General features: G+C 70.8%; 25 protein-coding genes and 1 pseudogene. 13 read left to right on the top strand and 13 right to left on the bottom strand.

Annotated elements, in window-relative coordinates:
- Window positions 1–21: 21 nt before the first annotated feature.
- The 7 genes from DW296_RS08085 to DW296_RS08055 all read right to left on the bottom strand — a co-directional run bounded on the left by DW296_RS08085 (window position 22) and on the right by DW296_RS08055 (window position 7,501).
- Complete coding sequence (locus DW296_RS08085; protein ID WP_136051812.1) at window positions 22–966, bottom strand: aldo/keto reductase; 945 nt, start codon at window positions 964–966, stop codon at window positions 22–24.
- Window positions 936–1,718 carry an RraA family protein gene (locus tag DW296_RS08080; protein ID WP_136051811.1) on the bottom strand — a complete coding sequence of 261 codons (783 nt, stop codon included), beginning with the start codon at window positions 1,716–1,718 and terminating at the stop codon, window positions 936–938. Before DW296_RS08080 ends, DW296_RS08085 begins: the two co-directional genes overlap by 31 nt.
- Window positions 1,715–3,631 carry a hypothetical protein gene (locus DW296_RS08075; protein ID WP_136051810.1) on the bottom strand — a complete coding sequence of 639 codons (1,917 nt, stop codon included), beginning with the start codon at window positions 3,629–3,631 and terminating at the stop codon, window positions 1,715–1,717. The genes DW296_RS08080 and DW296_RS08075 overlap by 4 nt, the downstream gene beginning before the upstream one ends.
- Window positions 3,628–4,482, bottom strand: a complete 855-nt coding sequence (locus tag DW296_RS08070) for a carbohydrate ABC transporter permease (RefSeq protein WP_017204137.1) — start codon at window positions 4,480–4,482, stop codon at window positions 3,628–3,630. The genes DW296_RS08075 and DW296_RS08070 overlap by 4 nt, the downstream gene beginning before the upstream one ends.
- Window positions 4,482–5,465, bottom strand: a complete 984-nt coding sequence (locus tag DW296_RS08065) for a carbohydrate ABC transporter permease (RefSeq protein ID WP_240743034.1) — start codon at window positions 5,463–5,465, stop codon at window positions 4,482–4,484. The genes DW296_RS08070 and DW296_RS08065 overlap by 1 nt, the downstream gene beginning before the upstream one ends.
- A gap of 99 nt (window positions 5,466–5,564) precedes the next feature.
- Complete coding sequence (locus DW296_RS08060; RefSeq protein WP_136051809.1) at window positions 5,565–6,833, bottom strand: ABC transporter substrate-binding protein; 1,269 nt, start codon at window positions 6,831–6,833, stop codon at window positions 5,565–5,567.
- A gap of 131 nt (window positions 6,834–6,964) precedes the next feature.
- Window positions 6,965–7,501 (bottom strand): CGNR zinc finger domain-containing protein, encoded by a 537-nt coding sequence (locus DW296_RS08055; protein WP_136051808.1) that lies wholly within the window; start codon window positions 7,499–7,501, stop codon window positions 6,965–6,967.
- Between the two features lie 38 nt (window positions 7,502–7,539).
- On the opposite strand from DW296_RS08055, the gene DW296_RS08050 reads away from it, so the two are divergent.
- The 5 genes from DW296_RS08050 (at window position 7,540) to DW296_RS08030 (ending at window position 13,023) form a co-directional block, all read left to right on the top strand.
- On the top strand, window positions 7,540–8,484 hold the full coding sequence (locus DW296_RS08050; protein WP_168428998.1) for an EamA family transporter: 945 nt from the start codon (window positions 7,540–7,542) through the stop codon (window positions 8,482–8,484).
- A 193-nt stretch (window positions 8,485–8,677) separates the two neighbouring features.
- Window positions 8,678–9,343, top strand: coding sequence for a GntR family transcriptional regulator (locus DW296_RS08045; protein WP_136051807.1), 666 nt, complete (start codon window positions 8,678–8,680; stop codon window positions 9,341–9,343).
- A complete protein-coding gene (locus DW296_RS08040) occupies window positions 9,340–10,866 on the top strand; it encodes an MmgE/PrpD family protein (RefSeq protein WP_136051806.1) in 1,527 nt (508 codons plus the stop codon). Before DW296_RS08045 ends, DW296_RS08040 begins: the two co-directional genes overlap by 4 nt.
- 118 nt (window positions 10,867–10,984) lie before the next feature.
- A complete protein-coding gene (gene prpB / locus DW296_RS08035; RefSeq protein ID WP_136051805.1) occupies window positions 10,985–11,887 on the top strand; it encodes a methylisocitrate lyase in 903 nt (300 codons plus the stop codon).
- Window positions 11,888–11,889: 2 nt separating this feature from the next.
- Window positions 11,890–13,023, top strand: a complete 1,134-nt coding sequence (locus DW296_RS08030; protein ID WP_136051804.1) for a bifunctional 2-methylcitrate synthase/citrate synthase — start codon at window positions 11,890–11,892, stop codon at window positions 13,021–13,023.
- Window positions 13,024–13,056: 33 nt separating this feature from the next.
- Here DW296_RS08030 and DW296_RS08025 read toward each other — a convergent pair whose 3' ends face one another.
- Window positions 13,057–13,497: a hypothetical protein gene (locus DW296_RS08025; RefSeq protein ID WP_205807900.1), complete on the bottom strand. Its 441-nt coding sequence runs from the start codon at window positions 13,495–13,497 to the stop codon at window positions 13,057–13,059.
- Between the two features lie 187 nt (window positions 13,498–13,684).
- Between DW296_RS08025 and DW296_RS08020 the strand changes: the two genes are divergently transcribed.
- Window positions 13,685–15,172 (top strand): MFS transporter, encoded by a 1,488-nt coding sequence (locus tag DW296_RS08020; protein WP_136051803.1) that lies wholly within the window; start codon window positions 13,685–13,687, stop codon window positions 15,170–15,172.
- Window positions 15,173–15,181: 9 nt separating this feature from the next.
- On the opposite strand, the gene DW296_RS08015 is transcribed toward DW296_RS08020, so the two are convergent.
- Together DW296_RS08015 and DW296_RS08010 are read right to left on the bottom strand one after the other, a co-directional pair.
- Complete coding sequence (locus DW296_RS08015; protein WP_062765537.1) at window positions 15,182–15,784, bottom strand: antibiotic biosynthesis monooxygenase; 603 nt, start codon at window positions 15,782–15,784, stop codon at window positions 15,182–15,184.
- A gap of 154 nt (window positions 15,785–15,938) precedes the next feature.
- Entirely contained in the window at window positions 15,939–16,913 is a 975-nt protein-coding gene (locus tag DW296_RS08010) for a DUF559 domain-containing protein (protein WP_136051802.1), read from the bottom strand.
- Window positions 16,914–17,306: 393 nt separating this feature from the next.
- Here DW296_RS08010 and DW296_RS08005 point away from each other — a divergent pair, with 393 nt between their 5' ends.
- From DW296_RS08005 to DW296_RS07990, 4 genes are all read left to right on the top strand, one after another.
- Complete coding sequence (locus DW296_RS08005; RefSeq protein ID WP_136051801.1) at window positions 17,307–18,806, top strand: CoA-acylating methylmalonate-semialdehyde dehydrogenase; 1,500 nt, start codon at window positions 17,307–17,309, stop codon at window positions 18,804–18,806.
- 9 nt (window positions 18,807–18,815) lie between these two features.
- Complete coding sequence (locus DW296_RS08000) at window positions 18,816–19,997, top strand: acyl-CoA dehydrogenase family protein (protein ID WP_136051800.1); 1,182 nt, start codon at window positions 18,816–18,818, stop codon at window positions 19,995–19,997.
- A complete protein-coding gene (mmsB, locus tag DW296_RS07995; protein ID WP_136051799.1) occupies window positions 19,994–20,872 on the top strand; it encodes a 3-hydroxyisobutyrate dehydrogenase in 879 nt (292 codons plus the stop codon). The genes DW296_RS08000 and mmsB overlap by 4 nt, the downstream gene beginning before the upstream one ends.
- A gap of 102 nt (window positions 20,873–20,974) precedes the next feature.
- A complete protein-coding gene (locus tag DW296_RS07990; protein WP_136051798.1) occupies window positions 20,975–21,751 on the top strand; it encodes an enoyl-CoA hydratase-related protein in 777 nt (258 codons plus the stop codon).
- 93 nt (window positions 21,752–21,844) lie between these two features.
- Here DW296_RS07990 and DW296_RS07985 read toward each other — a convergent pair whose 3' ends face one another.
- The 3 genes from DW296_RS07985 to DW296_RS07975 are packed head-to-tail and all read right to left on the bottom strand — an operon-like array spanning window position 21,845 to window position 23,291.
- Entirely contained in the window at window positions 21,845–22,288 is a 444-nt protein-coding gene (locus DW296_RS07985; protein ID WP_136051797.1) for a YdeI/OmpD-associated family protein, read from the bottom strand.
- On the bottom strand, window positions 22,285–22,755 hold the full coding sequence (locus DW296_RS07980; protein WP_136051796.1) for an SRPBCC family protein: 471 nt from the start codon (window positions 22,753–22,755) through the stop codon (window positions 22,285–22,287). Before DW296_RS07980 ends, DW296_RS07985 begins: the two co-directional genes overlap by 4 nt.
- Window positions 22,755–23,291, bottom strand: coding sequence for a MarR family winged helix-turn-helix transcriptional regulator (locus DW296_RS07975; protein WP_136051795.1), 537 nt, complete (start codon window positions 23,289–23,291; stop codon window positions 22,755–22,757). The genes DW296_RS07980 and DW296_RS07975 overlap by 1 nt, the downstream gene beginning before the upstream one ends.
- Before the next feature lie 175 nt (window positions 23,292–23,466).
- On the opposite strand from DW296_RS07975, the gene DW296_RS07970 reads away from it, so the two are divergent.
- From DW296_RS07970 to DW296_RS07960, 3 genes and pseudogenes are all read left to right on the top strand, one after another.
- Window positions 23,467–24,243, top strand: coding sequence for an electron transfer flavoprotein subunit beta/FixA family protein (locus DW296_RS07970; RefSeq protein ID WP_136051794.1), 777 nt, complete (start codon window positions 23,467–23,469; stop codon window positions 24,241–24,243).
- A 1-nt stretch (window position 24,244) separates the two neighbouring features.
- The gene (locus tag DW296_RS07965) at window positions 24,245–25,216 is read left to right on the top strand and encodes an electron transfer flavoprotein subunit alpha/FixB family protein (protein WP_136051793.1); all 972 of its coding nucleotides are present in this window, start codon (window positions 24,245–24,247) and stop codon (window positions 25,214–25,216) included.
- A gap of 2 nt (window positions 25,217–25,218) precedes the next feature.
- Window positions 25,219–25,540 (top strand): annotated as a pseudogene (locus DW296_RS07960) (hypothetical protein); the annotation flags it as partial.

Genomic DNA, 25,540 nt, shown 5'->3' with positions numbered 1-25,540 from the left:
GTCAGCTCCCGTGCCGCGCGGTCATGCAGCCTCCGCATCGAGGGCGTCCCACAGCGCGGCGGGCAGCATGGCGTCGAGGCCGTCCGCGAACGCGTCCACCTCGGCGGGGGTGCGCGCCCCGACGACCACCGCATCCGCACCCTGCCGCAGCGGGAACTGCACCGCGGCATCCGCGAGGCGCACGCCGTACGCGGCGCACACGGCCTGCAGGCGCTGTGCCCGCTCCCGGAGCTCCGGGGGTGCCGGCTTGTACTCGAAGAAGGGGGAGCCGACCGGGTCGACGAGGATGCCGGAGTTGAACACCGCGGCCGCGAGCACCCCGATGCCTCGGGCCGCCGCGGTCGGCAGCAGCCGGTCCAGCGCGGTGCGGTCGAGCAGCGTGAGCCGCCCGGCCTCCATCACCACGTCGAGCGGCGCCTCGGCGACGTAGCGCTCCAGGGGATCGAGTCGACCGAGGCCCACGCTGATCGCGCGCACCACTCCTTCCTCGCGCAGCTCGACGAGGGCCGGGAGTGCCGTCGCGAACGCCGCCTCCACGTCCAGGGGGTCGTGCAGGTGCAGCACGTCCACGCGGTCGACGCCCATCCGGGCGAGGCTGCCGTCGAGGCTCCTCCGCACGCCGTCCCTGCTGAGGTCGACGACGGAGTCGTGTCCGCTCGCGGCGCCCGCGACGGGGCGGCCGTCCGCATCGACGAGCACCCGGCCGACCTTCGTCGCGATCACGTAGTCGTCCCGCGGCACGCCGCGGAGGGCGAGGCCGAGCTTCCGCTCGCTCTCGCCCGAGCCGTACAGCGGTGCGGTGTCGAAGAAACGCACATCGCGGGCGAGCGCCGCCTGCACGGTCGCCACCGCATCGTCGTCGGGTACGGGGGCGAAGAGGTTGCCGATCGGCGCACACCCGAGTCCGACGTCGTCGCGCGCGGCGACGGCAGGGTTCAGCGGACGGAGCTCTGGACGGAACGCCATGCCTCGTACTCCTCGCGGCTGTCGGGGGTCAACGGGTAATAGTCGCTCAGGCGCGCGCCCTCGTCGAGGCGGCGACGGCTGAACACCTCCCACTCCTCATGATCGCGCGCGTCGTCCACGACCTGCGGGGCCAGGGCCTGCGGCACCACGACGGGGCCGTCGTCGTCGGCGACCACGAGGTCGCCCGGCATGCACAGCGCACCGCCCACCGCGACCGGCACGTCGTAGGCCCACGGCACGAGCTCCGACTGCGAGGCGTAGTGCGGGGTCGTGCCCGTCGACCACACCGGGATCCCGAGCTCGCGGATGCGGCCGGCGTCGCGGATGCGGCCGTCCACGACGATCCCCGCGCCCCCCTTGCGTGCGAAGTAGCGCGCCAGGATGTCGCCGATGCACCCGGAGAACCGGCTGCCGTAGGCCTGGATCACCAGCACGTCGCCAGGCTGCACGGCCTCGAGCACGTGCCACAGGGCGGTGTGCCGCTCGGCGTACTCCTGGCCGTCGCCCGAGGCCATGTCCTCGCGCTGCGGCATGAACTGCAGGGTGAGCGCCGAGCCGACGACGCGCTGGCCGAGGCTCAGCGGCTCCGGCCCGTCGATGTAGCTGCGGCGGATCCCGAGCCCGTGCAGCTTGGCGCACGCGGTGGCGGACGAGATCGCGTCGAAGGAGTCGACCACCTCGCGCGAGGGCCGCTGGTAGGCCCCACCCCGCACGGGCAGGGCGAAGTCGGGTCGGATCAGATCGGCGCTCATGCGTCTCCTTCAGGGAACAGGTGGCGCGGCGATCCGGTCGCACGCGCGATGGTCAGGTCGAGGTCGGCGGTGTGCGCCGGGGGCAGGGTCACCACGAGGTCGTCGTCCACGTCGAACGTCGTGGTGACGGTCGGGGCGTCCGGGGCCGTGTAGGTACCTGAGGCGCCGGGCCAGAAGCCGGGCTCCTCGCCGGTCGCCGTGACCCGCACGATCCGGTCGAGGCCGAAGCGCCCCCCGCGCAGGCGCACGGTGCGGGTGTGCACGGCAGAGGTGTTCACGAGCTGCACGCCGATGCCGCTGTCGTCGAGACGGTGCACGAGCGCGGCGACGTCCTCCGGGAGTCCGGGCCGGGCGCGGTCGACGTCCTCGTAGCGGAGGGCCGTGAAACCGAGTCCGCCGTTGTACAGCACCTGCGGCGCCCCGCCGACGAGCTGGGTCAGCACCTCCGTCACGACGGGGTTCACACGCTGCCAGAAGTGCAGGTGCGCGGCGTCGGGGTCGCGGTCGTCGGCGAGCATCATCGCGGCACGGCGTGCCACCTGGCCGAGCGCCATCTCCAGCGCCCGCACCGGATAATCGGGCAGGTCGCCGGAGAGGTACGCGAACCAGCCGGCCTCGTGACCCGCCTCCTCCTTGTCGCGGAACGGCGCGACGAGGTCGGTGGAGTCGGGAAGGCCGGCGATCGCGGTCTCCAGCCGCTCCCGGTCGGACGCCCGTCGCGACCACCACCACAGCCACAGCGGGAGGTCGAGCTGCAGCGGACCGTAGTCGAACCAGCCGTCCGCGCCGTGACGGTAGGGGACGAGCAGAGCGGGCTCGGTGGCGGCGGCGCCGAGCCGGGCCATCCACCCGCCGCGCAGGCTGTAGGTGGACTCCTCGACGATGCCGCTGCGCGCCTCGGCGAGCACCGTGTCGAGCATCGTGCGCACGAGGTCGAGGGCGGCGTCGTCGCCGGTGACGAGCGCGTGGTTGAGCGCGCCGATCAGGGCGCTCATGCCGACGGAGTGCAGCCCGTGCGGCCAGGCCCAGCCGTAGTGGCCGCCCCACCAGCGGCCGTCGTGGAGAGAGCCGACGGTGCCGTCGGGGCCGACGTTGTCGGGGAGCAGCCCGCCCGCCGCCCGCGCACGCCAGCCGTCGACGTACCGGCGGATCCAGGCGGCCGCCTCCTCGTCGCCGTCGTAGAGCCACCGGTTCGCGGCGAGGGAGGTCGCGGCGAGGTTCACGGCGATGTCGCCGGCCGCGCGGCGCTGCATCTCCTCCGCCATCCGCTGCGCGTGCGCGGGGTCGGCGAGGTCGTCCCAGGAGGCGATGCCGTCCAGGCCGTGCAGCGGCAGACCGTACGGGCGCATCTCGTCCCGATCCGCCGAGTACGGCACGATCTTCTCGTCCAGCCCCTCGCGGGCGCCGAGGGCTCCGTTGTGCGGTGAGCGGATCATGTTGCGCTCGGCGTCGTAGTTGCCCTTCGCGGGGTCGGTGAAGAGGGCCGCGAACCGGGCGGCCCGCGCGGCGAACGCGGTATCGGCCGGGTCGGCGGCGCAGATGCCGGCGAGGAACAACAGCGACTCGCCCTGATGGAACCAGTCGTAGCCGTTGTCGTACTCCTCGGCGAGCATGCCCGCCTCGGCGAGCTGCACGGTCACGCCCTCCCAGTGCCGCTTGGCGTCGGCGAGGACCTCGTCGGGGCCGCCGAGCAGATAGAACGCCGGCCAGTTGAAGAAGGGCTCGTACAGGTCGTCCACGCCGTCGCGGTCGATGAACTCGGCGACGCCGCGGAGGCGGCCGTCCGGCAGGGTGTAGCGGTCGCGGAAGAGGCGGCGGGCCTCCTCGACCTCGGCGAAGAGCCGGCGCTGCAGCACGGCCCAGGCCGGGATCGTGCGCAGCGGACGGGTGAGCGGGGTCTCCGGCACGATCATCCCTTCGTCGCTCCGGCGACCAGGCCGCCGATGATGTGGCGCTGCATCACGATGAAGAACACCATCGCGGGCAGCACGGCCAGCAGGAGGGTCGGGAACACCTGCGTGTAGTCGGTCGAGAACTGTCCGACCGCCGCGTAGACGCCGGTGGTGACCGTGTAGATCCCGGAGCTCGGCCCGAGGATGATCTGCGGACTCACGAAGTCGTTCCACACCCCGATCGAGTTGAGCACCACGACCGTCGCGACCACGGGCTTCATGATCGGGAAGATGCACGCCCAGAACGCGCGGATGGGACCGGCGCCGTCCAGTGACGCCGCCTCGTCGATGTCGCGCGGCACGCTGCGGAGGTAGGCGGTGAACAGGAAGATCGTCACCGGCAGGGTCGCCGCGGTCTCGAAGAGGATGAACCCCGGGATCGTGTTGATGAGCCCGAGCACGCGGAGCACGAAGACCACCGGGATCAGCGTCACCTGGCCCGGGATGAAGAGCCCGGACACGAAGAGCAGCAGCAGTCCCAGGTGCCACTTCGACCGTCCGCGGGCGATGACGTACGCGACCGGTGCGGCGAGGGCGATGCAGCACAGGTTCACCAGCACGACGAACAGCAGCGTGATGCCGTACGCGGCGATCACGTTGAACTTGCTGCTCGTGATCGCGGCCCACAGGTAGTCGAACGTGAACATCTGCGGGGTGATCAGCAGCGGGTTCTCGATGATGTCGGCCTGCGGTTTGAAGGCGTTGATCAGCATCGTGTACATCGGGATCAGCATCGTGATCGCGACGACGCCGAGGACGATCCACCGGATCGTGCTGACGGCGAGGGCCGGGCGGTTGCGGGTCTGCTTCATCAGTCGGTCGCCTTCTGCTCGGCGCGGCGTCGCACCAGGGTGACGGCGAGGCCGACGACCGCGGTGACGATGAGGAGGATCATGGACTGCGCGGCGCCGAAGCCGAGGGCCGAGTTCGCGAAGGAGTCCTTGAGGATCTGGTAGACGATCGTCTGCGTCGAGCCCGCAGGCCCGCCGTCGGTGAGCGACAGCACCACGTCGTACGCCTTGAGGAGCCCGACGAGGGTGAGCACGAGGTTCACGGTGAAGACGGGCGCGATGAGCGGCAGCGTGATGGAGCGGAACTGCTGCCACCGCGAGGCGCCGTCCACGGTCGCCGCCTCGTAGTACTCCGCGGGGACGGACTTGATGCCGGCGAGGAACAGGATCATGTTGAAGCCGAAGTGCGACCACACGATCGTGAAGATCACGCTCGCCTTGGCGAAGGTCGGGTCCGTGAGGAACGGCATCGCCGGGAGGCCGAGCGTGCTGAGCAGGCCGTTGACGGCGCCCGTGGGGGAGAGCATCGCCGACCAGAGGAAGCCGATGATGAGGGCGCTGATCACGTACGGGTAGAAGAAGATCGTGCGCAGGATCGTGTTCGAGCGGCCGGGCCCGGAGATGAGGGCGGCGATCGCGAGGCCGATGGCGTTGCAGAGGATCGTGCCCACCACCGCGATGATGCCCGTGAAGATCGCGGCCTGCGTCGAGCGCGGGCTGCGGAACGCCTTGATGTAGTTGTCCCAGCCGATGAAGTTGAAGTTGAGGCTGTAGCCGTTCCAGTCGGTGAAGCTGAGCACCGCCGCGAGGATCATCGGGATGACGAACATCGCGAGGAAGACCGCGACGGCCGGGCCGCCCATGAGGATGCCGGGGATCCGGTTCCGCCAGTGCTGCAGCGCGGTGCGGCGGCGCGGGGCGGGGGGCGAGCTCATCGGCGTCGATGGTCCTGTCGGGGTGGCGGCGGCGGCCGGCGGCGGCGCGGTCGTGGTGGGCGGGGTCATGGCGGCACTCTCGTTCTCGGTGGCGCGTTCAGGGGGAGGCGCTGGGGCAGCGCCGGGACGGCGCCCGGGACGGACGTCGCGTCCCGGGCGCCGCGAGGGTCAGCCGGCGTTGGCGGCGAACCAGTCGTCCATGGCCTGCAGCACCTGGTCGGCGGGCGCGCCGCCGAGGAGGGCCTGGGTCTGGGTGTTGATCTCGCCCGCGTAGCCGTCGGGGAGCGTGCGCTCGCCGTAGCCGCCGCCGGTGGGCGTGTAGGCCTCGGCGGGGGTGTCCGCGACGATCTGCAGCAGCTCCTCGCCGAGCGGCGTCATGTCGTACTCGTAGCCGTCGCGGAAGTTGCCGTCGACCGCGAGCTGGTCGCTGACCGCCGTCTGATCGGTGGTGAGAAACTCGATGAGCTTCGCCGCCGCGTCCTGGTTCTTGCTCGCCTTGAGGATCGAGTACGGGCTGGCGATGTTGGCGCCCATCGCGGGCTGCTCGTCGGCGCTCGTGGCGGGGGCGCGGAAGACGCCGATGTCGGCCGAGTCGGCGGCCTTCGCCTGCGTGCCCGCGAACCAGCTGCCCATCGAGTACACCGCCGTCTTGCCCGAGAGGAAGGCCTGCTCGGCGTCCGGGTACTTGATGCCCAGGGCGTCGCCCGGGATGTAGCCCTCGGACACCCAGTCCGCGTAGGTCTCGACCGCATCGCCGTAGGTCTCGCTGAAGGTGACGTCGCCTGCCGAGATGTCCTGGAACCACTCCGGGTCCTCGGCGATGATGGTCGGCAGCCCGAGCGCCTGCAGGGTGTGGCTGGTCATCCAGTCTCCGCCGGTCTGGACGGGGGTCCACCCAGCGTCCTTGAGCTTGCCGAGGGCGTCCGTGAGCTCGTCGACGGTCGTCGGCAGCTCCGTGATCCCGGCCTCCTCGAAGGCGGTCTTGTTGTAGAAGAAGAGGCTCTGCAGCTGCACGCCGATGCCGGCCATGTAGTTCTTGCCGTCGATCGAGTACTGGTCGGCGAGCGGGCCGGACGAGGCCCATTCGTACTGCGACAGATCGACGAGCTCGGGAGCGAGCTTGGTGGTGGGGGCGATGGACTGCACGACGTCAGGAGCGTCACCGGCGGCCAGCAGGCGCGGCACGGCGGCCTCGACCCCCTCCGCGCCCGGGTTCTGGATGACGACGTCGATGTTCGGGTTGGCGTCCTCGAACGGGGCGACGAGATCGTTCCAGAACTCCTCGGTCAGGTTCGGGGTGACGTTCACGAGCATGCGGACGGTGACGTCGCCGCCGGCGTCGCCGCCGTCGTCACCGGCGGTGGTCGAGCAGCCGGCGATGGCGAGGGCGGATACCGCCGCGATGCCGGCGAGGGGGAGGACTCGGGCCTTGATCATCGTTGATCCTTTCCTGATGCATGAGGGAGGGCCGCTCGCGACATTACACTAATCGATAATCGTTTGTGAAGAGCGGGCAGCATCAGGTCACGCTCGGAGAAGGCGGACTCCGAGCGTGGTGGGCGACGGGGTCAGCCGGCGGCGCGGCGGGCGCGGTAGGCCGCTACGGCGTTGCGATTGGCGCAGCTCGTGGAGCAGTACCGCTTGGAGCGGTTGCGGGAGAGGTCGAGCGCGATCGCCTGGCAGGTCGCGTCTTCGCAGACGGTGAGCCGGGAGCCCTCGTCCGTGCGGATGACGTCGATCAGGGCCATCGCCGTCTCCACGAGCACGCGTTCGGCGAGCGGGCGCTCGTCGGCCAGGCCGTGCAGGTGCCAGTCCAGCTCGCCGTGGCGGACGAGGCGAGGGGTCAGGCGCACCTCGGCGAGGGCGGCGTTGACGTGCGCGGCCATCTCGTCGCGCGGGGCCAACAGCATCGCGCGGAGCCGCGGACGTAGGGCGCGGAGGTCGTCCAGCTCCACCGTGTCCCCGTCCACGCGCCCCGTGTAGGGGAACACCTGCAGGAAGGTCTTCTCGTCCTCGATGTCGACGAGGGTGTCCGGGTCCTCCGCCGAGTTCGCGAGCCAGACCGCCGCGCGCAGCGCATCCTCTGTGTCATCGGTGAAGACCATATTGACAGCTTACTCCGGTCGGCGTAGCGTCACGTCTCATGAGCGCTGTGGCTGATGACATCACCCGGACGCGGACCGGCATGCGCCTGGGTCTCCCGCTCGCCGTCGCGGCCGCCTTCGCGTTCGGCTCCTCCGGGGCCTGGGCGCGCGGGCTCATCGATGCGGGGTGGACGCCGGGTGCCGCCGTCACGGTGCGGGTATGGGTCGCGGCGCTCGTGCTGCTCGTCCCCACGCTCCTCGCGCTGCGGGGGCGGTGGCGCGCGTTGCGCCGGAACGCGGGGATGGTCTGCGCGTACGGCCTCCTCGCCGTCGCGGCCACCCAGCTCTGCTACTTCCAGGCCGTCGCGGTGATGGACGTCGGGATCGCGCTGCTCATCGAGTACACCGCCCCGGTCGCGGTGCTCCTCTGGCTCTGGCTGCGCCGGGGCGAGCGTCCCACGCGGCGCAGCATCCTCGGTGCAGGCATCGCCTTCGTCGGACTCGTCCTCATGCTCGACATCGTCACCGGGGCGCAGGTGAACGTGGTCGGTGTCCTCTGGGCGCTCGGGGCGATGGTGGGTGCCGCGAGCTACTTCGTGCTGTCCGCCCGAGCCGACACCGGGATCCCGCCGATCGCCCTCGCGGGCAGCGGCCTGCTGCTCGGCGCCGTGGGTCTGAGTCTCGCCGGGCTCGTCGGCGTGCTGCCGTTCGCATGGACGACGGCCGACGTGGACTACCGGTTCGGCGCGGTGCCGTGGTTCGTGCCGGTCCTCGCGATCGGCGTGATCGCCACGGCCCTCGCGTACGTGCTCGGCATCGTCTCGACGCGCATGCTCGGCTCCCGGCTGGCCTCGTTCGTCGCGCTCGCCGAGGTCGTGGCGGCCCTGCTCTTCGGCTGGCTCCTGCTCGGACAGCTCCCCGGCCCGCTGCAGGCCCTCGGTGGCGTGCTCGTGCTCGCCGGCGTGGTCGTGGTGAAGCTTGGCGAGCCCCGCCCCGCCGCCTGAGCCCGGTCCTGCGCGCACAACTTCGGACATCGGAGCCGACACGCCGGCCCCCGGCCCCGCCGTGCGGCGTGTCCCGAGCGATCTCCGAAGCTGTTCCCGGATGGGGGCGGGCGGACGGAGACTATGTATACGAATGGACCCCTCGTGCCGAAGAAGTGGACCACGTCGGGCGGTTTATGTATACACTGACGGAATGGTCCTCCCTGCCGAGCGCACGTCCATGGGCGATCGTGCCTATGCGGCGCTCCTCGACGGCATCCAGTCCGGGGAGCTGCCGGCCGGATACGTGCTCGGCGAGGTGGAGCAGGCCGAGCGCCTGGGTGTGAGCCGGACGCCGCTGCGGGAGGCTCTGCGTCGCCTGGCCGCCGACGGTCTGGTCGTGCAGCAGTCGCCCCGCGTCACCGTCGTCGCCGACCTCGACGCCGACGACATCCGATCCCTGTTCGAGATCCGCCGCGCCTTGGAGGAGACCTCCGCCCGGCTCGCCGCCGTCCGGGGTGACGCCGACCGGTTCGCCGCGCTCGCCGCGGAGTTCGCGCACGTGGACCTCGCCAGGGCGGAGGGCCGCGATGCCTACTACGCCCTGATCGCGCGATTCGATGCGGCCCTCGACGATGCCGTCGCCAACGACTACATCGCTGCGGCGCTGCGCACGGTCCGCACCCACCTCGTCCGCGTGCGGCGCATGGCGCGGGACAAGCCCGCCCGCCTCGCCGCCTCCGCGGCCGAGCACCGTACGATCGCCGAGGCGCTCGCGGCCCGCGACGGCGACCTCGCCGCCCACGCCACGCACGTGCACCTGCACAACGCGCTCACCGGCATACTCGACTCCCTCCCCGACAGCGAAGGACACTCATGACCGTCACCCACCACGTCCGCGTGCACGCCAGCTCCGAGAACCTCGTCCGCGAGGATCAGCTCGCCTGGAAGATCGCCGAGGTCGCGGTCGACCAGGTCGAGGTCGAGCAGCCCGTCGTCGACATGATCATCAACCGCATCATCGACAACGCCGCCGTGGCCGCGGCCTCCCTCACCCGCGCGCCGATCGTCGCCGCCCGCGCGCAGGCGTTCAGCCACCCCGTCTCGACGGGCGGGGCCGGCGCCAACCTCTTCGGAACGCCGCTCGACCGCCGCACCAGCCCGGAGTGGGCGGCCTGGGCGAACGGCGTGGCCGTGCGCGAGCTCGACTACCACGACACGTTCCTCGCCGCCGAGTACTCGCACCCCGGCGACAACATCCCGCCGATCCTCGCGGTCGCGCAGCACGCGGGGAAGGACGGTCGCGCTCTCGTTCGCGGCATCGCCACCGGGTACGAGATCCAGATGGACCTCGTGCGCGCGATCTGCCTGCACAAGCACAAGATCGATCACGTCGCGCACCTCGGCCCGTCCGCCGCCGCCGGTATCGGCACGCTCCTCGGCCTCGACGTCGAGACGATCTACCAGGCGGTCGGTCAGGCGCTGCACACCACGACCGCCACGCGTCAGAGCCGCAAGGGCGAGATCTCCACCTGGAAGGCGCACGCCCCGGCCTTCGCCGGGAAGATGGCCGTCGAGGCGGTCGACCGGGCGATGCGCGGACAGACGAGCCCCGCGCCGATCTACGAAGGCGAGGACGGCGTGATCGCCTGGATGCTCGACGGCAAGGACGCGGCCTACGAGGTGCCGCTGCCCGCCGCCGGCGAGGCCAAGCGCGCGATCCTCGACTCGTACACGAAGGAGCACTCCGCGGAGTACCAGGCGCAGGCGTGGATCGACCTCGCCCGCAAGCTCGGCACCGCGAACCCGGCCCTCCGCGACCCCGCGAACATCGCCTCGATCGTGCTGCACACCAGCCACCACACGCACTACGTGATCGGCTCGGGCGCGAACGACCCGCAGAAGTACGACCCGACGGCCTCCCGCGAGACGCTCGACCACTCCATCCCGTACATCTTCGCGGTGGCGCTGCAGGACGGCGGCTGGCACCACGTCGACTCCTACACGCCGGAGCGCGCCGGCCGCCCCGACACCGTCGCGCTCTGGCAGAAGATCACCACGGCCGAGGACGCGGAATGGACACGCCGCTATCACTCGGAGGACCCGGACGAGAAGGCCTTCGGCGGCCGCGTCGAGATCCGCCTCACCGACGGCTCGACCGTGGTGGACGAGATCGCCGTCGCCGATGCCCACCCCCTCGGCGCGCGCCCGTTCGCGCGGGAGAACTACATCGCCAAGTTCCGCCTGCTCGCGGAGCCCGTGCTCGAGCCCGCCGAGATCGAGCGGTTCCTGGAGCTCGTGCAGCGCCTGCCCGAGCTCACGGCCGCCGAGGTCGCCGAGCTCTCGATCGTCGCGAAGCCCGGTCTGCTCGACGACGCCGCGGCGCCCGCCGGTCTGTTCTGATGCCCACGCCGTTCATAACTCAGGAGACTCGGCGCGGAACGCGTCGGCCGACCGCCTACACGGCTCTCTCCCCCGCCGGTCTCCTGAGTTGTGAACACCGATCGAAGGGGAGCAACTGATGCTGTACTCCACCACGACGCCGGCCGAGAAGCGGCGCCTGTTCCGGGAGCGGCTCGCCTCGGGGGAGCTGCTGCGGTTCCCCGGCGCGTTCAATCCGCTGAGCGCCCGGCTCATCGAGGACAAGGGCTTCGAGGGGGTCTACATCTCGGGGGCCGTGCTCTCCGCCGACCTCGGCCTGCCGGACATCGGCCTCACCACGCTCACCGAGGTCGCCGGGCGGGCGAAGCAGATCGCCCGCATGACCGACCTTCCCGCGATCGTCGACGCCGACACCGGCTTCGGTGAGCCGATGAACGTCGCGCGCACGATCCAAGAGCTCGAAGACGCCGGCCTCGCCGGTACGCACATCGAGGACCAGATCAACCCGAAGCGCTGCGGTCACCTCGACGGCAAGGCCGTGGTCGACGAGGACACCGCGATCAAGCGGATCCGCGCCGCCGCCGACGCCCGTCGCGACGAGAACTTCCTCATCATGGCGCGCACCGACATCCGGGCGATCGAGGGGCTGGACGCGGCGATCGACCGGGCCAAGGCCCTCGTCGACGCGGGGGCGGACGCGATCTTCCCCGAGGCCATGCGCACGATCGGCGAGTTCGAGGCCATGGCCGCGGCGTTGGACGTGCCGATCCTGGCGAACATGACCGAGTTCGGCAAGAGCGAGCTGTTCTCCGTCCACGCTCTCCGCGATGCCGGGGTGCGTATGGTCATCTGGCCCGTGTCGCTGCTGCGGATCGCGATGGGGGCGGCGGGTCGTGCGCTCGATACGCTGAACGACGAGGGGCACCTGACCTCGAAGCTCGGGGAGATGCAGCACCGCGCCGACCTCTACGAGCTGATCGACTACGAGTCGTACAACCACTTCGACTCGGGCGTCTTCAACTTCACCGTTACGAAGGAGTGACCATGACCGAGCCGGACATCAAGAAGGGCCTCGCGGGGGTCGTCGTCGACACGACCGCGATTTCGAAGGTCAACCCCGAGACGAACAGCCTGCTCTACCGCGGCTATCCCGTGCAGGAGCTCGCCGACACGCAGTCCTTCGAGGCCGTGGCGTACCTGCTGTGGAACGGCGAGCTGCCGACGGGTGACGAGCTCGCCGCGTTCCGGCTGGAGGAGCGGAAGCACCGCGCCCTGGCCGACAACGTGAAGGCCGCGATCGATCTCGTGCCGCTCGAGGCGCATCCGATGGACGAGGTGCGCACCGCGGTCAGCCTGATCGGCGCATCGGACCCCGAGGCCGGCGGCTCGGTGCTCGACGCCGGTGGCAGCCCCGAGCAGAACCTGGCGCGCAGCATCCGCCTGTTCGCGGCGCTGCCGGCCATCGTCGCCTACGGTCAGCGTCGCCGTCGCGGCCAGGAGCTCATCGCTCCGCGCGACGACCTCGACTACTCGGCGAACTTCCTCTGGATGACCTTCGGGGAGGAGGCCGACGACGTCGTGGTCGACGCGTTCAACCGGTCGATGATCCTCTACGCCGAGCACTCCTTCAACGCCTCGACCTTCACCGCCCGGGTCATCACCTCGACCCTCAGCGACATCTACTCGGCTGTGGTCGGGGCCATCGGCGCGCTCAAGGGCCCGCTGCACGGCGGGGCGAACGAGGCCGTGCTGCACATCTTCGACGAGATCGGGTCGGCGGACGCCGTCGAGGCCTGGCTCGACAAGGCCCTCGCCGAGAAGCGCAAGATCATGGGCTTCGGGCACCGCGTCTACAAGAACGGCGACTCCCGCGTGCCGACCATGAAGGCCGCGCTCGACACCCTCGTCGCGCACTACGGCCGGGAGGACGTCGCCGCGCTGTACGACGCCCTGGAGTCGCAGTTCGTCGAGCGCAAGGGGATCCACCCGAACCTCGACTATCCGTCCGGTCCCGCGTACAGCCTCATCGGCTTCGACACCCTCACCTTCACGCCGCTGTTCGTCGCGGCGCGGGTGACGGGGTGGACGGCCCACGTCATCGAGCAGGCCGGCGCGAACGCCCTGATCCGCCCGCTGTCGCACTACGACGGCCCCGACGAGCGGCACGTCACCGGCTGACCCCTCCGTTCAAGTCGCCTGAATGGCTCCATCTCACCCCGGGATGGAGCCATTCGCGCGATTCGGAGCGGTGCGAGCGAGGAGCGGGCGCGGCCAGGCGCCGAGCATGAGAACGGCGCACACCGTCTGGACCAGCCCGGTCGCGAAGAAGATGCCGTGCAGCGGCGACCACACCAGCATCAGCGCGATCTCGACGAAGATCCAGATCATCATCGTGAGGCCGGCGGCCGCGTGGAGCCCCCATGCGACCTGGAAGCGGCCGATCTGGGCGATCAGCGCCAGCGCCTGAGCCCCTCCCACGACCACGCCGAGGATCACGCCCGGCCAGAAGTAGGACGCGAAGATCGTCCCGGTGATCCACTCCGCGGGCAGGCCCATGCCGCCGCCGATCGTCAGCCCGATCATCCCGATCAGGGCGGACACGACGGAGAAGCCAGCGAGGGTGAAGAGCAGGATGCGGAGCGTCGGTCGCATGGGCTCACCGTAGCGTCCTCCCCGTTCGAGTCGCGCGAATCGCTCCATCTCCACCCGGGATGGAGCCAATCGCGCGATTAGAAGCGGTAGCGTGCCGGCGGCCCGGGGGTCAAGCGGATGCGGCGGATTTCCGGGAGGAGTAAACCGGATCCGGGACCACAGCGGGTCCCGCGAGAAGGAGGCCCCCATGTCCGCGTCCGACGTCACCGTCAAGGAGGTCCGGTCGCTCGTCCCCGCGCGCATGGACCGGCTCCCCTGGTCGCGATTCCACTGGATGATCGTCGTCGGACTCGGGTTCTCCTGGATCCTGGACGGCCTCGAGGTGCAGATCGTCGCGGCGAACGGCTACGCGCAGACGCTGGGGATGGGCCCGGCCGAGGTCGGCCTCGCCGGCACCTGCTACCTGCTGGGCCAGGTGTTCGGCGCCCTCGTGTTCGGCCGTCTCGCCGACCGCCTCGGCCGCAAGAACCTCTTCCTGCTCTCCCTCGGGGTGTACCTCGTCGGGTCGGCCGTCGCCGGCCTCGCGTTCGCCCCCTGGTTCTTCTACATCTGGCGCTTCGTCGCCGGGGCGGGCATCGGCGGCGAGTACGCGGCCATCAACTCGGCCATCGACGAGATCATCCCCGCCAAGTACCGCGGCCGCGTCGACATCGCCATCAACGGCACCTACTGGGGTGGTGCGGCCCTCGGCGCCGTGGCCAACATGTTCTTCCTCAACACCGACATCCTGCCCGCCGACATCGGCTGGCGGCTGAGCTTCTTCGTCGGCCCGATCCTCGGCCTCCTCATCATCTGGCTGCGGCGGCACATCCCGGAGAGCCCGCGCTGGCAGATGACGCACGGCCGCGAGGAGGAGGCGGAACGCAACGTCGACGAGATCGAGGAGCGCATCCGCAAGGAGGGCAAGACGATCGAGCCCGTCGACGAGAGCAAGGCCATCACGGTCAAGGAGTACGGCAGCGTCCCGTTCCTCGTGATCGCGAAGGTGCTGTTCAAGAAGTACCCGCGGCGCACGCTCGTCGGCATCACGATGATGGTGACGCAGTCCTTCCTCTACAACGCGATCTTCTTCACGTACGCGCTCGTGCTGGAGAACTTCTACGACACCCCGCCCGCGTCCGCGTCGCAGTACTTCATCGTCTTCGCGGTGGGCAACCTCGCCGGCGCGCTCATCCTCGGCCACTTCTTCGACACGTGGGGTCGTCGGCGGATGCTGTTCGGCACCTACGTGCTCGCGGGGCTGATCCTGCTTGTCAGCGCCTTCCTCTTCAACGCGGGGGTGCTGAACGCGGGCACGCACACGGCGTTCTGGTGTGCGTCGTTCTTCTTCGCCTCAGCCGGAGCCTCCGCCGCGTATCTGACGGTGAGCGAGATCTTCCCGCTCGAGCTGCGCAGCCAGGTGATCTCGTACGTCTTCTCGATCGGGCAGCTCGTCGGCGCCGTCGCCCCGGTGCTCTACGGCGCGCTGATCGGTGCGAGCGCGGAGTCCGGCGACCGTGGTCCGCTGTTCTGGGGCTACGTGCTCGGCGCGGCGATCATGATGTTCGGCGGCGTCGTGTGCGGTGTCTTCGGCGTCAGTGCCGCCGGGAAGTCGCTGGAGGACATCGCCGATCCGCTCTCGCTCGTGGAACCGGCGAAGAAGGGTGTCACCCCGGGCGCGGAGTCCGGCTCCTGAGGGGCGGCGCTAGCGGGCGAGCCAGTTCCGCAGGGAGCGCGTGACGAACGGAAGCACCCAGTACGTCATGATCGGCGTGAGCACGAGGGTGGTGATGAGCACGCGGAGCCACAGCGGCACGGCGTCCCATCCCGGCACCGGGCTCATGGCGTAGGTGAACGCGAGGTTCACGGGGAAGAAGCCGAGCCAGATCGACACGGCCTGCTTCCACCGCGGCGGCGCGGGGGCGACGGTCACGGTGCTGGTCGTGCCGTCCGGGTCGACGACGGGGATGGAGCCCGTGGACGGCTCGTCGAACCAGCCCTCGATGCCGGAGCGGCGCTTGGACCGCTCGCTGCGGACGAAGCCCTGGCCCATCGACAGCCACCACGCGCGCTCCCCGGACTGCTCCCACGCGGTGAGCGCGTCCTCGCTCGCGAAGCGGTAGAGCATGTGCCAGACCTGGGAGTCCTCGCCGGCACGGACCCAGCCGGAGCCGAGGAATCCCGGGTACTTCGTCGCGAGGTTCACCCCGGTCTGCACCCACGCGGTGGCCTCGGCGATGCGCTCCGGGTCGACCTCGCGGCGGATGGAGACGGTGACGGGTTCGGAGACGGGCGCGGATGCGGACATGGTGCGGTCCTCGGGGGTGAGCGGCGTCGGGGTGCGGACGCGGGGTGGCGGCGCCAGGGTCGCGGCGCCTGGTCGATTCTAGTTCCCGTTCGAGTCGCGCGATTGGCTGTAAATCCGGGCCGGATGCCGCCATTCGCGCGATTCGAACGCGGGGTCACTGCCGCAGCGCCGACGCCACTCGACGGATCAGCTCCTCTCGCTTGTGGAGGAGAGGCGCGGTGACCTCGATCACCGTCCACCCGGCAGCCCGCAGCGCCGCGACCCGCTCGACATCCCGTGCCCACTGCGCGCCATGCACCATGCCGTGATACTCCACTGCGACGCGTTCGGCCTCCCAGACCATGTCGACGCAGGCGAGGAAGCGGCCCCGGTCGTCGAACACGTCCACGTTGAGCTGCGGTTCCGGGATTCCGGCCGCGACCAGGAGGCACCGCAGCCGGCTCTCCCGCGGCGACCACGAGTCCTCCCGCACGAGCTCGACCGCCTCCCGCAACCGTGCCGCCCCGCGTCTGCGCCCGGCCGCCAGCATCTCCCGCAGCTCGTCGACCGTCGCCCACGGCTGCCGCCCGACACCCGGCCTTCCGACACCCGGTCTCCAGTGCCGGCAGAAGTAGTCGCCAAGCGCCACCAGGTCCACGAGCGGCAGCGTGCCCAGGGAGACCCAGGTCGCGGCGGGGGAGGTCACGCGGAGGCCGTCCCGATAGCGGATCGAGGTGAGGCTGGACAGCGTGCGGTGTCCGGTCACGCCGCGGGCGCGAGGGAACGGGATCCCGCCGGACGCACTGACGTGGAGGGCGAGGCCGTCCGCCGTCGCGATACCCCCGTGGTCGTCGAAGGCGAGCGGCAGCGGGCCTCCCCAGATCGACACGGCGGTCTCGTGACTGAAGAAGTGCCCGGTGTGCAGGATCGGGGCATAGGACTGCGCTCGTGCCACCCGCGCTCGCCGCTGCCGCTCGTACGGGTCTGCGATGTCCGGCCCGAGAGCCGGGCGGGGGCGCACGCGGACCCCGTGGAACGGAGCCTCGAGGTCGGATCCGCGCAGCCGGCCGCGGCTGACCCCGTGCAGGCGCGCCGTCCGCACCGCGAAGTCCGCCTCGAAGCGGGCCGGAAGCTGCTGTCGTCGTCCCATGCCCCCACGCTCGCACCCCTGCGGTCGGGCCGGGGCCGGCTGTCCACAGCCCCCGTTCGAATCGCTTGCTTTGCTCCATCCCCGGCCGAAGTGGAGCGAAGCAAGCGATTCGAAGGAAGAGAAGACCCCCGCCGACCCGATTCGGCGGGGGTCTCGGGAGCGAGAGTGCTCACCGTGTGCACGGGAGACGCGACTACCCGATCCGGTCTGAGTCTGTGCCGTGCATCTGCAGTTGTAATCGGCCCGGATGTCCGGCGGGTGAACGGCCGGAGAACGGGCGACGGCGACGTCCGGACGTGGGGCGCCGCAAGATACAAGGACGTCCTCGTATTTTCACGGTCGTCGGAGTAAACTCGCCGATGTGCCAAAGAGGGCACGGAGGGATGTCGCACAATGACCCGTACTATCCCGCACTTCGTGGGCGGAACGCATGTCACCCCGGAAGACGGCCGCTTCGCCGACGTCTTCGACCCGAGCACCGGAGCCGTGCAGGCCCGGGTGCCGCTCGCGTCCGCGAAGGAGGTGCGCCGCGTGATCGCGAACGCCGAAGAGGCGCAGGTCGCGTGGGCGGCGACCAACCCGCAGAAGCGCGCCCGCGTCCTCCTGCGGTTCCTCGACCTCGTGCAGCAGGAGATGACCTCGCTCGCCGAACTCCTCGCGAGTGAGCACGGCAAGACCGTCGACGATGCCAAGGGCGACATCCAGCGAGGGCTCGAGGTCATCGAGTTCTCCGCTGGAGCCCCGCACCTGCTCAAGGGCGAGTACTCCACCGGGGCAGGGGCCGGCATCGACGTGTACTCGATGCGGCAGCCGCTCGGGGTCGTCGCGGCGATCACCCCCTTCAACTTCCCCGCCATGATCCCGCTGTGGAAGGCCGGTCCCGCGCTCGCCGCCGGCAACGCCGTGGTCCTCAAGCCCAGTGAGCGCGACCCCTCGGTGCCGGTGCGCCTCGCCGAACTGTTCCTCGAAGCGGGGCTGCCGGCCGGCGTCCTCAACGTGGTGCACGGCGACAAGGAGGCGGTCGACACGCTGCTCACCGACGACCGCATCCGCGCGGTCGGCTTCGTCGGCTCCACACCCATCGCCGAGTACATCTACGCCACCGCGGCCGCCCACGGCAAGCGGGCGCAGTGCTTCGGCGGCGCGAAGAACCACATGATCGTGATGCCCGACGCCGACCTCGACCAGGCCGTCGACGCCCTCATCGGCGCCGGCTACGGCTCCGCGGGGGAGCGGTGCATGGCCATCTCGGTCGCCGTGCCGGTCGGCGAGGAGACCGCGGACGCGCTTGCCGCCAAGCTCACCGAACGCGTCGCTCAGCTGCGGGTCGGGCCCTCCCTCGCCGCGGACGTCGACTACGGACCCCTGGTCACGCGGGCAGCCGTCGAGCGGGTGGAGGGCTACATCCAGCAGGGGATCGACGAGGGCGCGACGCTACTCGCCGACGGCCGCGGCTTCACGGTCGACGGGCACGAGGAGGGCTTCTACCTCGGACCGACCCTGTTCGATCACGTGACGACCGACATGGCGATCTACCGCGAGGAGATCTTCGGCCCGGTGCTCGTGATCGCCCGCGCCGCCGACTACGAAGAGGCGCTGCGCATGGCCTCCGAGCACGAGTACGGCAACGGCGTCGCCATCTTCACGCGCGACGGTGACGCCGCCCGCGACTTCGCCGCACGCGTGGAGGTCGGGATGGTGGGCGTGAACGTGCCCATCCCGGTGCCGATCGCCTACTACACGTTCGGCGGCTGGAAGCGCAGCGGTTTCGGCGACCTCAACCAGCACGGCGCCGACGCCTTCCGCTTCTACACGAAGACCAAGACGGTGACGAGCCGCTGGCCGTCGGGGATACGCGAGGGCGCCAGCTTCGTCATCCCCACGATGCACTAAGGACACGCGATGACCATGACCACCGTCACCACCACCGATGACGAGCGCGAGGCGATCCTCGACGCCGTGCGAGAGTTCGCCGATGCGGAGCTCGCCCCGTTCGCCGCGGAACGCGATGAGAAGCACCTGTTCCCGCGGGAGTCGCTGCAGCGCGGCGGCGAGCTCGGCCTCGGCGGGATCTACGTGAGCGAGGAGTTCGGCGGCACGGGCCTCACCCGCGTCGACACCGTCGCCATCTTCGAGGAGCTCGCCAAGGCCGACCCGGCGGTGGCCGCCTACATCTCCATCCACAACATGGTGGTGTGGATGATCGACACCTACGGCGACGACGAGCAGCGGTCGCGCTGGCTGCCGTCGCTGACCGCCATGCAGGAGTTCGGCGGCTACTGCCTCACCGAGCCGGGGGCCGGATCCGACGCGGCGAACATCGCGACCAGTGCCGTCCGCGAGGGCGACGAGTACGTGCTGACCGGGGTGAAGCAGTTCATCTCCGGAGCCGGTGAGGCCGCGGTGTACGTCGTCATGGCGCGGACCGGCGAGCAGGGAGCCCGCGGGATCAGCGCCTTCCTCGTCCCCGGCGACGCCGAGAACCTGAGCTTCGGTGCTCCGGAGAAGAAGATGGGGTGGCACGCGCAGCCGACCCGCCCCGTGATCATGGACGGCGTGCGGGTGCCGGCGTCCGCGATGCTCGGCGACGAGGGGCGCGGTTTCGCGATCGCGATGTCGGCGCTCAACGGCGGCCGCCTCAACATCGCGGCGTGCTCTCTCGGGGGAGCGCAGGCCGCGCTCGACAAGGCCGTGCAGTACGTGCACGAGCGCGTCGCGTTCGGGGAGCCGCTCGCGGAGAAGCAGTCGATCCTCTTCGCGATCGCCGACATGCGCACCGACCTCCAGGCCGCGAGGCTGATGATGCGCGACGGCGCGCAGGCGGTGGACGAAAAGGCGCCGGACGCGACGATGCGCTGCGCGATGGCCAAGCGCTTCGCGACCGACGCCGGCTTCGAGGTGGCCAACCGCGCCCTCCAGCTGCACGGCGGCTACGGCTACCTGCAGGACTACGGCATCGAGAAGATCGTCCGCGACCTCCGCGTGCACCAGATCCTCGAGGGGACGAACGAGATCATGCGCCTGATCGTCGGCCGGGAGATGCTGCGACCCGCGGGGTCGACGTCGATGCGGAGCGCGTCATGACCCGCGTGGCGTTCCTCGGGCTCGGGCACATGGGGCTGCCGATGGCGAAGAACCTCGTCGCCGCCGGACACGAGGTGCACGGCTTCGACCTCGTGCCCGCGGCGATCGAGGCGGCCGGGGCGGCCGGGATCCCCGTGGCGGCGAGCGGCGCGGAGGCGGTGGCGGACGCGGAGGTCGTGGTGACGATGTTCCCGGCGGGGAAGCACGTCATCGAGGCCTACCGCACGGAGCTGCTGGCGGCCGCGCGCCCCGGGACGCTGTTCATCGAGTCGTCGACCATCGCCGTGGACGAGGCGCGGGCCGCGCATGCGCTCGCGCTCGCCGCGGGCCACCGGCACATCGACGCTCCGGTCTCCGGCGGCGTGGTCGGGGCGGAGGCCGGGACCCTGGCGTTCATGGTCGGGGGCTCCGACGACGACTTCGCGGCGGCGCTGCCGCTGCTGGAGATCATGGGGAAGCGCATCGTGCACTGCGGCGGACCCGGGCTCGGTCAAGCGGCGAAGGTCTGCAACAACATGGTGCTCGCGGTGTCGCAGATCGCCGTCGCCGAGGCCTTCGTGCTGGGGGAGCGGCTCGGGCTCGAGCATCAGGCCCTCTTCGACGTGGTGTCCCAGGCGTCCGGGCAGTGCTGGGCGCTCACCACGAACTGTCCCGTCCCCGGACCGGTGCCCACGAGCCCCGCCAACCGGGACTACCAGCCGGGGTTCGCAGGTGCCCTCATGGCGAAGGACCTCGGTCTCGCGCTGCAGGCCATCGAGCAGACCTCGACGGACGCCCGGATGGGCCGTCTGGCGCAGGAGCTGTACGCCGCGTACGCCGCCGGCGAGGGCGCGACCCGCGACTTCTCCGGCATCATCACGGACATCCGTGGCTGACCTCCGGCTTTCGAATCGCCTGAATGGTCGCGAATCCGGCCGAAATGCAGCAAATCGGGCGATTCGAAGGGGAGGGTGGATAACGACAGGAAGGCGGGAGCGATGACCGAGTACGAGACGATCCTGGTGGAGCAGCGCGGACGCGTGGGCTGGATCACCCTCCACCGTCCGGAGGCGCTCAACGCGCTGAACAGCCGGCTCGCCGAGGACGTCACCGCGGCCGCGCAGGCCTTCGATGCGGATGACGGCGTCGGGGCCATCGTCGTGACCGGCTCCGAGAAGGCCTTCGCGGCCGGCGCCGACATCAAGGAGATGGAGGGCATGTCCGCGGCGGAGATGCTCGAGACCGACCACTTCGGCGTCTGGCACGACTTCGCGGCCGTGCGCACGCCAGTCATCGCGGCGGTCTCCGGATTCGCGCTCGGCGGCGGCTGTGAGCTGGCGATGATGTGCGACATCATCCTCGCCGCGGACAGCGCGAAGTTCGGTCAGCCGGAGATCAACCTCGGGGTGATCCCCGGTATGGGCGGCACGCAGCGGCTCATCCGCGCGGTGGGGTACTACAAGGCGGCGGAGCTCGTGCTGTCCGGCCGCTTCATGGGCGCCGACGAGGCGGAGCGCTCCGGACTCGTGTCCCGGGTCGTCCCCGCGGCGGAGCTGCTGGCCGAGGCGACGACGCTGGCCGAGACGATCGCGTCGAAGTCGCTGCCCTCGGTCTACGCCGCCAAAGCCGCGCTCGATGCGGCGATGGAGACGACGCTCTCCGCGGGCCTCGCCCACGAGAAGCAGGCGTTCGCGGCACTGTTCGACACGCATGATCAGAAAGAGGGGATGGCAGCCTTCCGCGAGAAGCGCACGCCGGACTTCCAGAACCGCTGACCGCGGTTCACAACTCAGGAAAATCGGTCGCGGAATCGCCGTTCTGCGGTGTCGGGGCCCGGTCGGCCGCAATTCTCCTGAGTTGTGAACGGGTCAGCCGCGCAGGGACTCCACGATCTTGGCGATCCGGCGCTCGCGCGTCGCCTCCTGCTTGGCCTCGGCGACCGCCCTGGCGTGCTCCTTGCGAGCCGACGGGGAGAGGGCGTCGAACGCCGCGCGCACGGCCGGATCGGCGTCGAGGGCGGCGGCCAGCGCCGACGGCACCTCGACCGTGCGTTCGGCGGTGTCGAGCCGGATCACGGCGTCGACCTCCTGGTCGATCTCGACCCCGAGGTCCGCGCGGGCGGCCTTGCTGAGACCGATCATGTTCTCGCCTCCCATGCGGGCCAGGCGCAGGCGAGCGGTGCGGCCGCCGATCGTGACCGCGACCGGGAAGGCCTTGCCCGCGCCGAAGGAGGCCACCTGCTCGTCGGTGAGGAGGATCGCCGCAGCGGGGCCGCGACCGGTGAGGACGGTGTGCACGCGCAGTTCGCTCATGCAGGAAGAGTACGCCCGCCGTCCTCGATCGCGGCGACCAGAGCGGAGTTGCGTTCGGCGATCAGCCGCTCCATGTACCGGCTGAGCACGAGGGCGTCGACGAGGCGGCCGAGGGGTCCGAAGGGCGAGCGGAACTCGATCGTGTCGCGCATGAGGGTGCCGCGCGGGTGATCCTCGAACACATGCTCGTGCCGGAGCTCGCGGAACGGCCCGGCGATCTGTCGGTCCGTGAACCGATGCGGCGCGTCGATGTCGAACACCACGGAGCGCAGGCGGAAAGGGATGCCGAAGTGCCGCGCGCGCCAGGTGACCGTGGACCCCTCGGTGAACGCGCCGCCCGCGGGCTCCTCGATCATCGTCTCGTCGTAGCGCGCCATCGACTGCAGATGCAGTTCCGGGTCCAGTGCCGCGGCGAAGACGACAGCGCGCGATGCCGCGATCACGGTCTCGATCACGAACCGGGGCATCAGAGCGGTTCGGGGAGAGGGCGCGGGTCGATGAAGTCGCCGGCGTCCCGGCGCAGGCGGGCGACGATGGCGACGAGCTCGGCGGCGTCGGTCTCGCTCATGCCGGGGTCGGCGAAGACGTCGGCGTTGAGGGCGGTCGTCGCGCGCTCGACGAGGTCGCGGCCGTCGTCGGTCAGGGCGAGCATCGCCGCGCGTCCGTCGTGCGGGTGCGGTTCGCGGATGACGAGGCCGTCGCGCATGAGCCGCTCGGCGGTGCTCGTGATGGTGGTGGCGTGGACCTGCAGGCGCGCGACGACGCTCGACAACGGCAGGCGTCCGGCGCGGCTGAAGGCCAGCAGGCGGAGGACCTCGTAGCGGGCGAAGCTCAGCGCGAAGGGCTTGAGGGCCGCGTCGACACGGGCCAGGAGCAGCTGCTGAGCGCGCATCACCGAGGTGACGACGGTCATGCCGTCCGCGGCCTCGGTCCAGCCGTGCGCGATCCACTGCCGCTTCGCCTCGGCGAGCGGGTCGACGGGAAGCGGGCGGGGTCGGACCACGTCTCTACGGTACCGGGGGAGGCCGCCCCCGGTCGCCAGCGGCGAGCCGTGGGGCGCGACTGTCGACTATGTATACATTCGCGGCGGAAATCGGGGGTGCGGCCTGCGGATCCCTCTGCCTTTGGCTACATAGAAGAGCGTGCGGATAGACTCAGCGTGTCGTGAGGAGCATTCGATGAAGATCTTCGTCCTGGTCAAAGAGGTACCGGACACCTATGGCGATCGCACGTTGAATCTCGAGACCGGACTCGCCGAACGCGGCGCCGGGGATGTGGTCCTCGACGAGATCACGGAGCGAGCCCTCGAGGTCGCCCTGGCCCACGCCGACAAGAACGAGGGCACCGAGGTCGTGGCCCTCACGATGGCGCCGGAGAGCGCGACCGCCTCCGTGCGACGCGCCCTCGCGATCGGTGCCGCGTCAGCCGTGCACGTCGTCGACGAACAGCTCGTCGGTGCCGACCTGGGCCTCACCGCCGAGGTCCTCGCCGCCGCGATCCGCCGCGGCGCCCCCGACCTCGTCATCACCGGCAACCTGTCCACCGACGGTGCCGGCGGCGTCCTCCCCGCGATGCTCGCCGAACACCTCGGTTGGGCGCAGGCCACCGCCCTCACGGCGGTCGAGATCACCGCCGAGGGAGTCTCCGGCACCCGCGGCTCCGACGCGGGCAACCAGCAGGTGACCGCGCCGCTGCCCGCCGTGATCTCCATCACCGAGGCGCTCCCGGACGCCCGATTCCCCAACTTCAAGGGCATCATGGCGGCGAAGAAGAAGCCGCTGGAGGTGCTGTCCCTCGCCGACCTCGACGTGTCGGCCGACCCGGCGGCGGCGCCGCGCACCATCATGACCGCGGTCTCGGAGAAGCCCCCGCGGGCCGCCGGCGTCAAGATCACCGACGAGGGCGATGCCGCCGAGAAGCTCGTCGAGTTCCTCGTGCAGAACAGGCTGGTGTGACATGGCGTACCCCGAGAACCCGATCCTCGTGCTCCTCGACGTCGACCCGTCCGGCGAGCTCGCCAGCAGTGCCGCCGGACTCCTCGGCGCGGCGGCGGGTGTCGGCAGCCCCGTCGCGCTGATCGTCGGCGGTACCGAGGCCGCGGTCGCCAGGGCGGCGGAGGCGGGAGCCGCGGTCGTGCTCACGGCCGACGGCGACCCGTCCGCGCTGACGGTCCCGATCGTCGACGCGCTGCAGGCCGCCGCCGCGCAGGTGCAGCCCGCGACCGTCCTCATCTCGAACTCGATCGCCGGACGCGATGTCGCCGGCCGGTTCGCGGTGCGGACGAAGAGTGCGCTCGCCGTGGATGCGGTCGGGGTCTCCCGTGACGACGAGGGCATCGTCGCCCACCACTCGGTCTACGGCGGGGCGTACCTCGTCGACGCGGCCGCGACATACGGCACGCTCGTCGTCACGGTGCGCCAGGGTGCGGTGGAGGCCAGGGCCGAGGCGGTCGCCTCCCCGCAGGTCGAGCAGCTCGCGGTCACTCCGTCCGGAGTAGTCGCCGCGACGGCGGGCCCCATCGAGACGGTCGAGGCCACCTCGTCCCGGCCCGAGCTGCGCGGAGCGACCCGCGTGGTCTCCGGCGGCCGCGGTCTCGCCTCGAAGGAGAAGTTCGTGCTCGTGGAGGAGCTCGCCGACGCCCTCGGGGCCGCGGTCGGCGCCTCGCGCGCTGCAGTCGACGCGGGCTACATCCCGCAGTCCCACCAGGTCGGGCAGACCGGGGTCTCGGTGTCGCCGCAGCTCTACGTCGCGCTCGGGATCTCCGGGGCGATCCAGCACCGCGCCGGCATGCAGACGTCGAAGAACATCGTGGCGATCAACAAGGACCCGGAGGCGCCGATCTTCGACGTCGCCGACTTCGGCATCGTCGGCGACGTGTTCGCGATCGTCCCGCAGGTGATCGCCGCGCTCGAGGCGCGGAAGAAGTAGTCATGGCGACGCGGGTGCTGCGCCGCGGGCTTCCGCGGGTGCCGGGCGGCGAGCCGTGGCCGCCCGCCGACGTGACGGTCGAGACCGTCGAGTCGGCCGAGGTGGTCGAGGTGGCCGCCGCCGTCGAGACGTCGGCGTCGGCGCCGGAGTCCCCGACGACGGAGCGCGTCGAGGGCACGGCCCCCGAGGTCGAGGCCGCTGTCGCGACCCCCTCTCTCCCGGAGGACGCCGCCCCGCGCCCGACTCTCCGTCGGGGCCTCCCGCGCGCATCCGCCGGACACGCGAAGAGGACGCCCGTCGATCGACGGGCGTCCTCTTCTGCGG

This window comes from Microbacterium sp. K36, from assembly GCF_004794355.1.
Lineage (GTDB): Bacteria > Actinomycetota > Actinomycetes > Actinomycetales > Microbacteriaceae > Microbacterium > Microbacterium paraoxydans_D.
Note: the sequence above shows the minus strand (reverse complement) of the source record. Positions and strands in the feature narration are given on the sequence as shown.